Here is a 3,538-nt window from a genome sequence, read left to right as displayed (position 1 = left end):
AGAAGAAGGCCAACCGGGTCGGGGAGCACACCGACCAGGTGCTGTCCGTCGTGGCCGGATACTCCCCGGAGGAGATCGCCGTACTGAAGAAGAGCAGAACCGTCTGATGGGCGACAACGACGTGGGGCGGATCCAGCGCATGGACCGCGAGCCGGCGGAGAACTACCGGGGTACCTTCGCCCCGGGGCTCCCCGAACTGTCTCTCGGCGATCCCCTGCCTCCGGGGTGGGAAGGGCTGTACTTCCCCTTCTCCTCCACCATGGACGGTCTTCGCCCGGACGGGACGCCGCGCGACGACGTGCTGCCCGAGTTCGATCTGCCGCGCAGGATGTACGCCGGTGAGGACACCGTCTTCCACCGGCCGATCAGGCTGGGCGAGACCGTCGAACAGCGGGTGCGGGCCGGACGCGTCACGGAGAAGAGCGGCAGGAACGGAAGACTCGTCTTCGCCGACATCGAGAGACGGTACTTCGTGGACGGGGAATTGGCCGTCGAGAGCATCTGGCACGACGTGTTCCTGGAGGAGGGTGCCCCACCGGCGCCACCCCGCGAGGTGGACGAGGTGGGGGAGCGGTCCTACCGGCACACACTGGACTCCCGGCGCCTCTTCCGGTTCTCGGCCATCACCTTCAACACCCATCGCGTGCACTACGACCGGGACTGGGCCCGAAGGGAAGAGGGGTTGGCGGACCTGCTCGTGCACGGTCCGCTCACCCGGCTGCTGATGCTGGACGCCGTCATGAACCGCGACGGGGGTGGTCGAGGCTCGGAGAGGACACCCGTCCGCTGCTCGTTCACCGCCACCGCCCCGCTCTTCGTCGACCGTGAGATCACGGTGGGCGTGACGGACGGGGAGGACGCGGCCCGGGTGGTGGCGGTGGACGACGCCGGGCACCTGGCGGCCAAGGCCACGGTCCACTGGTAGCGGGAGCGTCGAACGACATCCGGGACGCCCCGCCACGGGGCGTCCCGGATGTCGTGTTCCACTCGATTCGCCCGGCCGACCCGCGAGGACGCCGGGTGGAGTGAGACGGACGCGGGTCGATCGGGCCGAAACGGCGAGGAGCCCGCCACGAGGCGTGCAGGAGGCGGCTCCCCCCGGGGACGCCTCCTATCGACGTTCCGCCAGTCGGGCCGTCCGCTCCAGGACACGCACGAAGTCCGGGATCAGGGCGGGTGGGAAGAAGTGCCCCATCCCCGGATACACGTGCAGTTCCGCCCGGGGCATCGCCTCGGCGATGTCCCAGGCCGCGCACCGGTGCAGTACGTGGTCGTCGCGGCCGTGGATCACCGCCGTGGGTACGTCCACGGCCTTCAGGTCTTCCAGGCGTTCGGGCGCGCGCTTCAGGGCGCTCCACTGGCGAGGGGCGCCGTCCGGGGAGTAGCGACGTTCATAGGAACGGGTGACATAGCGCCGCGTCTCGTCCTCGTACCACTGCTGGTCGCCCCAGACGTCGCCGTGCGGCATGAACGCCCGGTGGGCGGCCAAGGAGTTCGCCAACAGTTCGTCGAGGGGGAAGCGGGGCTGGGGCGAGTTCAGCTCCTCGCGGTCCCCGTGGAGGATGTAGCGCTTGTCCCGCCCCGGGATCGAATAGAACAGTCCCAGGCTGCGGACCCGTTCCGGGGCCCGGATCGCCAGCATCTGCGCGACCATCCCGCCCATCGAGCGTCCGGCGACATGGGCCGAGGGGATGTTCGCGTGCTCCAGGACGGCGCCGACGTCGTCGGCGAGGTCTTCGAGTCCGTAGCCGCCGTCCAGGTCCTCCGGTCCACCGAAGTGCGTGGACAGGCCCACGTCCCGGTTGTCGAAGGTGATCACGTGGAACCCCGCCTCGGCGAGCCGTTCCACGAACTCCGGTGGCCACCCCACCATCTGCGTGAACCCTCCCTCGACGAGCACGAGGGGCGTCCCGGTGGACCTACCGGCGGTTTCGTAGTAGATCGCCCCTTCGGCGATGGGCGCGTAAGGCATGGTGGGCTTCCTCACATCGATTCGGGTGGCCACAGCCTACGGTCCGCGTGCGCCCGACCGTCTGTCCCGTCGGCACAGGACTTTGTGCCTTTCTGTGCCACCGGCCCAACGGTGATCTCCCGACGCGGTATGCGGCGGTGGACGGTTCGAGGCCCTGTCCGAGCGCTGTCCCGGGAGCCGCGAGGGGGCGAAGCTCCGGTGGCGCACAACCAACACCGCTCAGCGCCGCTCGGAGCTGAGGAGACGGACCCGGCAGGCCAGCTCCACGGCGAAGCGGGTGTCGGGATCGTCCAGATCCAGTTGTAGATCCTTGGTGATCCTGCGAATCCGGTAGCTGACCGCGTTGGGGTGCAGTTGGAGCTCCCGAGCGGCCTTCGCCGGCGAGTTCCGATGGCTGAGATAGGCCAACAGCGTCCTGACGGCCGTCTCGGTCCTGTGCGGGTCCGGGGAGTCCAGCGGGTGCAACAGGTCCTCCAGCAGTTTGCGGCTGGTGGGGGAGGCGTAGAAGTCGAGCAGGACGCGCCTGAGACCGGTGACGTCGGTGACCTCGATGTGACCGATCCTGCCGGAGGCCACGGCCGTCTCGGCGGCGATCCTGGCCTCGGAGGCGGACTGTCGCAGACCGGACGCCCCCACCTGCGGGGCGCCCAACCCCACGGTCGCCTCCCAACGGCCACCGGCCAGGGTCTGGGCGTGGTCGGCGATGCCCGCCGCGACCTCGCGGAGCCTGCGCTGCTGGTCTCCTCTGCCCGGGTTCTCCGAGGAGACGATCAACGCGTCATCGCGGATGAAGGCGATGTGCCAGAGCTCGTCGCGGTGTTCGAAGAGTTCGAGCGCGTGGAGTTCGAGCGCGGACTGCAGGGCCCGTGGCGGAAGTTGGCTCGTGTCTCCGGGGTCGGTGAATTCGAGCCAGGCCACCACATGCGAAAGCTGTAGCGGGAAGCCGAGCTGGTAGGCCTGGTCGGCCAACGAGTCGACCCGGGAGGACTCGGCCACCACCAGTTGGGCGATGAGCTCCGCGGAGGTCTGCCGGGGAGCGAAGCGATGCTGCACCTCCCTGAGCAGCACCTTGGACACCACCGAGGCGATACCGGGCAGGGCCAGACGCGCGGCGTCGTCCCCCGCGTATCCGTCCTGGTCGTCGAGCTCGAAGACCAGCTTGCCGTGTGGCGCCTCGCCGACGAACACGGCGGTCTCCTCCGTCCAACCGACCTGCGGGTCCGTCCTCAGCTCGACCCTTCCGCCGAGTGCTCGCCCGGCCGCGGTGAGCACCGCCTCCACCCGGCCCTCCGACGGTCCCTCGGCGGCCTCGCGCACCTTGTCCAGCGCGAAGTGCGTCCGCGTCAGGACGTCGGAGGCCTCGCTGTTGACCATCCGGTCTATCGCCACGGCCAGGTCGGAGGCCTTCTGGCCCGGGGCCTGCAGTACCGGGATCTCTCCGCGTTCGGCGAGGTCCTGAGAGGTCAGGGCCAGGGACAGTTCCGTGGGAAAGACGAGCCCCGCCAGCTCCTGAGCGCTGGCCTGCCGGATCGCGATGTCGATCCGGTAGGCCGAAGGCGGCTCGGG

Annotated in this window: 3 protein-coding genes; 1 reads left to right on the top strand and 2 read right to left on the bottom strand. The window is 69.5% G+C overall.

All coding sequences use genetic code 11. From position 1 onward, the window contains the following. Positions 1–106 precede the first annotated feature (106 nt). Entirely contained in the window at positions 107–925 is an 819-nt protein-coding gene (locus K8V84_RS00195; protein ID WP_304069098.1) for a MaoC family dehydratase N-terminal domain-containing protein, read from the top strand. Between the two features lie 186 nt (positions 926–1,111). On the opposite strand, the gene K8V84_RS00190 is transcribed toward K8V84_RS00195, so the two are convergent. Next, the gene (locus K8V84_RS00190; RefSeq protein WP_304069097.1) at positions 1,112–1,972 is read right to left on the bottom strand and encodes an alpha/beta hydrolase; all 861 of its coding nucleotides are present in this window, start codon (positions 1,970–1,972) and stop codon (positions 1,112–1,114) included. A gap of 219 nt (positions 1,973–2,191) precedes the next feature. Next, a partial coding sequence (locus K8V84_RS00185; RefSeq protein ID WP_304069096.1) for a CdaR family transcriptional regulator occupies positions 2,192–3,538 on the bottom strand: 1,347 nt, incomplete at its 5' end.

The organism is Nocardiopsis listeri (assembly GCF_020741345.1).
In the GTDB taxonomy this organism is placed as follows: domain Bacteria; phylum Actinomycetota; class Actinomycetes; order Streptosporangiales; family Streptosporangiaceae; genus Nocardiopsis; species Nocardiopsis listeri_A.
This window is presented reverse-complemented; position numbering and strand designations above follow the sequence as displayed.

Excerpts from the sequence above, each read along its gene's own strand:
- K8V84_RS00195 (WP_304069098.1), top strand. The coding sequence starts at position 107 with ATGGGCGACAACGACGTGGGGCGGATCCAGCGCATGGACCGCGAGCCG.
- K8V84_RS00190 (WP_304069097.1), bottom strand. The coding sequence starts at position 1,972 with ATGCCTTACGCGCCCATCGCCGAAGGGGCGATCTACTACGAAACCGCC.